The sequence below is a fragment of the Occallatibacter sp. genome, from assembly GCF_049510455.1.
Classification (GTDB): Bacteria; Acidobacteriota; Terriglobia; order Terriglobales; family Acidobacteriaceae; genus Telmatobacter.
This window is the reverse complement of sequence record NZ_JBEKYX010000051.1, coordinates 23,697-30,398: the sequence shown is the minus strand read 5'-3', so window position 1 is coordinate 30,398 and position 6,702 is coordinate 23,697. Positions and strand designations below refer to the sequence as shown.

4 protein-coding genes are annotated in these 6,702 nt (G+C 58.7%); 3 read left to right on the top strand and 1 reads right to left on the bottom strand.

Annotated elements, in window-relative coordinates:
• A partial coding sequence (locus ABSG47_RS11075) for a gamma-glutamyltransferase family protein (RefSeq protein WP_424169746.1) occupies nt 1–1,523 on the bottom strand: 1,523 nt, incomplete at its 3' end.
• 129 nt (nt 1,524–1,652) lie between these two features.
• Between ABSG47_RS11075 and ABSG47_RS11070 the strand changes: the two genes are divergently transcribed.
• From ABSG47_RS11070 to ABSG47_RS11060, 3 genes are all read left to right on the top strand, one after another.
• Nucleotides 1,653–2,129: a cupin domain-containing protein gene (locus tag ABSG47_RS11070; RefSeq protein ID WP_424169745.1), complete on the top strand. Its 477-nt coding sequence runs from the start codon at nt 1,653–1,655 to the stop codon at nt 2,127–2,129.
• Between the two features lie 152 nt (nt 2,130–2,281).
• Complete coding sequence (locus ABSG47_RS11065; RefSeq protein WP_424169744.1) at nt 2,282–3,550, top strand: redoxin domain-containing protein; 1,269 nt, start codon at nt 2,282–2,284, stop codon at nt 3,548–3,550.
• Between the two features lie 504 nt (nt 3,551–4,054).
• Nucleotides 4,055–6,556, top strand: coding sequence for a valine--tRNA ligase (locus ABSG47_RS11060; protein ID WP_424169743.1), 2,502 nt, complete (start codon nt 4,055–4,057; stop codon nt 6,554–6,556).
• The last annotated feature ends 146 nt before the right edge of the window (nt 6,557–6,702 follow it).

Sequence of the window (6,702 nt, the reverse complement as noted above, 5' to 3'; positions counted from 1 at the left end):
TTGCTGACTGAGACGTCGTAGCCCATTGCTTTGAGTGCATCGACGGTTTCGGGTGCGAAGCCGGGTTCCATGTAGAGCTTGTCGGGAAGGTACTGGTGGTGGAAGCGCGGGGCGTCTACGGCTTCCTGAATGTTGAGGCCGCCTTCTGTGGCGGAGAGCAGGATGTTGGCTACGGTGGTGATGATGCGCGGGCCGCCGGGTGAGCCGAGGACGTAGCGGAGCTTGTTGTCTTCTAGCACTATCGTCGGCGTCATGGCGGAGAGCGGGCGCTTGCCGGGGGCGATGGCGTTGGCCGGGCCCTGGATGAGGCCGAACATATTCGGCGTGTTCCTCTTTGAGGCGAAGTCGTCCATTTCATCGTTGAGCAGGAAGCCGAGTGAGCCTGCGGTGACGTCGGAGCCGAAGCCGTTATTGAGCGTGGTGGTGACGGAGACGGCGTTGCCGTCTTTATCGACGACGGAGTAGTGCGTGGTGTTGTTGGACTCATGGCGTGAGCCGGCGTTGGTGGGTGCGGGCGGTAGGAATTCCGCGGGGCGGACTAGCTTGGCACTAGGTTCGGTGCGGTCCATGAAGGCGCGGCGATAGGCTTCGGTGATGAGGTGGATGGAGGCGGGTGAGCGGTCGCCGAGCTTGGCGAGGTCATAGCCGGAGAGGATGTTGAGCGTGGTGACGAGCACGATGCCGCCGGAGGATGGTGGTGGCGAGGAGATGACCGTGTAGTTGTGGAATTTGCCGACGATGGGTTTGCGCTCGGCGACTTTATATTGGGCGAGATCCTGAAGCGTGAGCAGGCCGCCGCCTTTCTTTACTTCATCGACTAACTGGTGGGCGATTTTGCCGTGGTAGAAGTCTTTGGGGTTGTCGGCGATGCGCTGGAGTGTGCGGGCGAGATCGGGCTGCTGGAATACGTCGCCGTCTTTGTAGAGGTTTCCGTCGCGCTGGAAGATACGTTTGGAGTCGGCGAAGTCGGCGAGACCGGGCGTGGCTAGCTCGTGCGCTTCTTCTGAGGTGAGCAGGAAGCCTTCTGAGGCGAGCTTGATGGCGGGAGCCATGACTTTTTTGAGGCCGAGCTTGCCGTATTTCTTTTCCGCATAGACCAGGCCGGCGACGGAGCCGGGTGTGGCGATGGCCTTGTAGCCTGTGACGCTGGCACCGGGAATGATGTTCCCTTGTGCGTCCTGGTACATGGTTTCGGTGGCGGCGAGCGGGGCCTTTTCGCGGTAGTCGATGAAGGTGGCTTTGCCGTTGCGCCTGCGAAGGAGCAGGAAGCCGCCGCCGCCGAGGTTACCTGCGGCGGGATGGGTGACGGCGAGCGCGAAGCCTGTGGCAACGGCGGCATCGACGGCGTTGCCGCCGTCCTGCAGAATTTGGACGCCTGCGTCAGAGGCGAGATGATGCACGCTGACGACCATGCCGTGCTGCGCGCGGGTGGGCTGTTCGCCTTTGTAGTCGAGAGGCTGCTGGGCGGTTGCGGAGGTGACTGCGATGGCGGCGAGGAATGCGAGGACGGCACGGTTGTTCATCGGTGAAGTCAGGATAAAGGACTGGCCGTCCAGGCGATAGCGCCTTCAGCGCGGAGGGGGAGTGGTGACGGCTCTTACTACCGTAGCGTAGATTGGTTGCGTTGATCCAGAAGCATTTTTGGAGGCTTGATGTTTACACGTAGAGATGGTCTGGTGGCGTTGGTTGCGGCGGCTTTGACGGCGGCCCTGACAGCAGGTGGTCTTGCGCTGGCGCAGCAGGCTGAGGCAGTAGGGAAGTCGTGGGCGATTGACTGGAGCAGCGTTCCGGCGAAGACGACGAATGTGGGCACGCTGCGGACGTTCTTCAAAGGGCCGACGGCGACGCTGGCGGATCTGGATGTGCATGTGACGACGCTGAATCCTGGCGCGTGGTCGCATCAGCCGCATAAGCATCCGAATGAGGAGATGCTGATTATCAAAGAGGGTCAGGCTACGGTGCTGATCAATGGCGAGTGGAAGAAAGTTGGAGCGGGATCGGTGGTGTACCTGGCTTCGAATGTGCCGCATGCGGCGAGGAATGATTCGGGTGCGCCGGTGACGTATACGGTTGTGAATTTCCGGATTCCGGGTGCGCCGGATGTGAAGCCGGTGTTTGTGAAGCCGTAGCTGTCTCGCGAGCTTTGTGTGGATGCGGAGCGCATGAGATGGCAATTTGCCAGTAAGGCGCGCATGAAGAGGAAAAACATTTACTCCTGATTTCGTCTATGAAATACATTCATTAGCCCAGATGAAGGAGCAAAGCATTGCATAGGAAACGTGTGTACAGGTGTCTCTCCTGGATTGCGCTGACGGTTGCGTGTGCGGGTGTGGCTTTTTCGCAGATGCCAGCGGTGAATACCAATCTGCCTGCGGTGGGCTCGGCTGCTCCTGAGCTTTCATTGACGCAAGTGATGCAGGCGGCTGCTGGAACAAAGGCGGATTGGGCTGCGCTGCGCGGCAAGGTGGTGGTGCTGGAATTCTGGGCTACGTGGTGCGCGCCCTGCATTGGGGAGATTCCGGTGCTGAATGCGCTGAATGCTTCGGTCGATCCTGCGAAGGTGCAGGTTATTTCGGTGGATGACGAAGATCCGGCGGTGGTGCAGGCGTTTTTGAAGAAGAAGCCGATCAGTGGGTGGATTGGCCTGGATGCGTCGGGGAAGGTGTTTGACAGATATGGTGTGAGTGCACGTCCGGCTACGGTGGTGATTGGGCCGGATGGGCGCGTGGCGAGCACGACGCTGGGTCCCGAGCAGCTTAGCAGTGCAAGTTTGCTGGCGCTGGCGAATGGCGATCCACTGAAGGCGGTTGAGGCGAGCGCGGCGGTGAAGGCGCAGGCGAGCCAGGCTACGGCGCAGGCTTTTGACGAGCAGGCCAAGGTGCCGGGCGGGTCAACGGATGCGTTGTTCCAGATCAGCCTGACGGCGGGTGAGCCGGCGCAAGAGGGCAAGGAATCGAAAACGCATGTGATGATGCGCGGGCCGGGCCTGATGGATATTACGAATGCTTCGCCGGATACATTGTTGAGTTTTGGCGCGGGTATTCCGGCGACGCGGATTACGGTTGGCGGCGACGTTCCTAAGGCGATTTATAACCTGCATGTGCAGGCGCCGAATGTTTCGCCGGACAAGCTTGCCGCTGCGATTGAGTTGGCGATTGCTTCGGGGGCGCGTTTGCACATTGAGCACCACACGGCGGTGAAGGATGCGTATGTGCTGACGGCAAGCGCGGAGGCTGCGGGGCATGTGACGCATGGCGCGCAGGGCGGAGTTGCGTTCTACAGTCGTAAGACTCAGGTGCTGCAGTGCATTAACGCTACGCCAAACCAGGTGGCGGATGGGCTGGAAAGTGCGCTGGAGGTTCCGGTGGTGAATGAGACGGGGCTGGATGGTGTGGTGATGGGGATGTTGAAGGTGGCTCCGAAGGATTTGGCTAGTGCGAATGCGGCGTTGGCTTCGCTGGGGTTGAAGCTGGTGGCGGCTAAGAGGCCGATTGAGAGTGTTGTTGTGTCGGCTATGTCGGATGCGAAGCCGGTGTCTGAGAAGCCGTGATTCGCGACGAAAAGCGGATTCGATAGCTGAGGAAAAATCATGCTGATGATATTTCTGGCGATCATGGGACTACTTGGCGTGGGCGTGATCCTGGTTGTCATTGGCACTCTTCTAAGAAATCGCTGGGGAATTAATATCGATCCGGTACGTTGTCCCAGGTGCAACTTGCAACTTCCCAAGATTCGTACGCCGAAGAATACTCGACAAGCGTTATGGGGAGGCTCTACTTGCGGAGCCTGTGGGACCGAGGTAGACAAATGGGGGCGGGAACTGTCCCGGCCTCTCCGATAGGAACTTTCAACAAAAGCTTCCGCGGGGTTGAAGCCCGTCGGTGTTGGCTGCTTATCGGCACGGCTGAAGACGCGTCCTTTCAAAGCTTTGGGAATTGGGCCGTCCTTTATAATGGACTTCTTGGCCCTGTATCGCTGTTTTTCCCGTGCAATTGCCGGGTAATGACTGAAAACGGCTGAATCTGGACGGGGCAGGGAAGCGAACCTAAAAGATATGCAAGTTGAACTTGAGAGCCGGCTCCCGAAAGAGATTGATACAGCCGAAGTGGAAGCCTATTGCCAGCGGCTGTGGGATGAGCTGGGCATTTATCTGTATGACCCGAATGAGGCTGGCGAGGTGTTTTCGATTGATACGCCGCCGCCGTATGTTTCCGCTTCGCACCTGCATGTGGGCCATGCGATGAGCTATGCGCAGGCTGAGTTTATTGTGCGCTATCACCGCATGAACGGGCGGAAGATTTTTTATCCGATGGGCTTTGACGATAATGGGCTGCCCACGGAGCGGTATGTCGAGAAGACCTTCAAGATCAATAAGTCGAAGACGACGCGGAGTGAGTTTCGCGCGCTGTGCCTGCAGACGACGACTGAGGGCGCGAAGGAATACGAGAAGCTGTGGCGCGCGCTGGGGCTGAGCGTGGACTGGAATCTGCGTTACTCGACGATTGACGATCATTGCCAGAGGACTAGCCAGAAATCGTTTATTGAACTGTTCAAGCTGGGGCGAATTTATCGATCGCATGAGCCGGTGCTGTGGGATCCGATTCTGGAGACTTCGCTGGCGCAGGCCGATCTGGAAACGATTGAGCGCAAGGGCAAGCTGCATGACATTGTCTTTACAGGTGCGGATGGCTCGCCGCTGACGATTTCGACGACGCGGCCGGAGCTGCTGCCTGCCTGCGTGGCGCTTTACTGCAACAGCAAGGATGAACGCTATACGCATCTGATTGGGCAGACAGCGACGGTGCCGCTCTTTGGGCAGACTGTGCCGGTGCTGGCGGATGACGATGTGGACCTGGCGTTTGGCACGGGCCTGATGATGGTTTGTACCTTTGGCGATAGCGAAGACGTTCGCCGCTGGAAGCGCGATGGGCTTCAACTGCGCATTGTGGTGAGCAACAACGGGCGGCTTACGGATTTGGCGGGCGAGTTTGCAGGGCTGAAGACGGATGAGGCCCGCGGCAAGATTGTGGCGGCGCTGACGGAAGCTGGTGCGCTGACGGGTTCGAAGGCTGTGGACCAGGTGGTAAGCGTTTCCGATCGCTCAGATGCGCCGGTTGAGTTTGTGATGGCTCCGCAGTGGTTTATCCGCGTGATGGACATGAAGGATGAGCTGCTGGAGCGCGCGAAGGAGCTGAAGTGGTTTCCTGAGTGGATGCAGATTCGGCTGGAGGACTGGATCAAGGGCCTCAAGTACGACTGGAATATTTCGCGGCAGCGCTTTTATGGCGTGCCGGTGCCGGTGTGGTTCTGCGCTTCATGTGGTGAGGTAATTCTCGCTGATGAGATGGCGCTGCCTGTTGATCCTGTTGAGTCGAAGCCGCCTGTGAGTGCGTGTCCGAAGTGTGGAGCGAGTGAGTTTACGCCGGATGCGGATGTGCTGGATACATGGATGACTTCGTCGGTTTCGCCGCTGATCAATTCAAACTGGGCGGGAACGCCGGGGCGAATTGGCGATGCGAGCGTGTATCCGATGACGGTGCGCGTGCAGGCCTTTGAGATTATCCGCACGTGGCTGTTTTACACGGTGGTGAAGAGCCATCTGCATACGAACAGTTTGCCGTGGGAGAGTGTGATGATCTCAGGCTGGGGGCTGAACGAGAACGGCAAGAAGATTTCCAAGCGCGACCTGGAGCAGTACACGGATGCGAATGGGTATAACCGCTACGATCCGTATGCTGTGATTCAGAAGTTCGGCGCGGACTCGTTGCGGTACTGGGCTTCGGGTGGCTCGCTGGGGCACGATCTGCGCTACAACGAGAAGGATGTGCAGATTGGCCGCAAGCTGGTGGTGAAGTTGTGGAATGCGGCGCGGTTTGCGGACCTGCAGATGGGCGCTTACGATCCGGTGAAGGATTATGTGCCGTTTGCGGAGCGGACGCCGGAGGATCGGTGGCTGCTGGCTGAGCTGAACAAGGTGTTGCCTGCGGCGAAGAAGGCGTTTGAAGGCTATAGCTATCATGAGGCGCGCGAGGAGACGGATCGCTTCTTCTGGAGCGTGTTTTGCGATGACTATCTGGAGCTGATCAAGGATCGATTCTGGACGCCGGATAACTATGCGGAGCAGACACGGGCCTCTGCGCGCACGACGCTGTTTGAAAGCTTGCGGATTGTGCTGGGACTGTATGCGCCGTTTCTGCCGTTTGTGACGGAGTATCTGTATCAGCAGTTCTACAAGGCGCATGAGCGGGCTGCTTCGCTGCATAAGTCGGCGTGGCCGCAGGCGAATGCTGAGTGGAATGTGACGGTGCCGGAGATGGAAGTGCTGTCTGCGATTCTGCGGGCGGTGCGCGGGCTGCGGACCACGTCGAAGGTGAGCCAGACTCGGCGGCTTGCGAAGGTGACGCTCGACATTTCAGGAGCGAAGCCGGAGACTGCGGCGACTGTTGAGCGGATGCAGGCTTCAATCAGCGCGGCGGTGCGGACGACGGAGCTTGTGTACGGTACTGCAGAGACGGCTACCGATCTGGAAGGCGTCAGGGTCGATATTGAGGTGTAGGTTTCCGTTTTCTTTCCAATGAGTAGAGCGCGCCTTTCGGGGCGCGCTTTGTTGTCTTTTGAGGGGAGCCGGTGGATATTGGCGGTCTTATTTTTCCAGCAAGTGGTCCGACCAGTAAACCATCATCCCGGAGTAGACGTCTATTT

Coding starts and splice junctions, on each gene's coding strand:
- ABSG47_RS11070 (WP_424169745.1), top strand. CDS start 1,653: ATGTTTACACGTAGAGATGGTCTGGTGGCGTTGGTTGCGGCGGCTTTG.
- ABSG47_RS11060 (WP_424169743.1), top strand. CDS start 4,055: ATGCAAGTTGAACTTGAGAGCCGGCTCCCGAAAGAGATTGATACAGCC.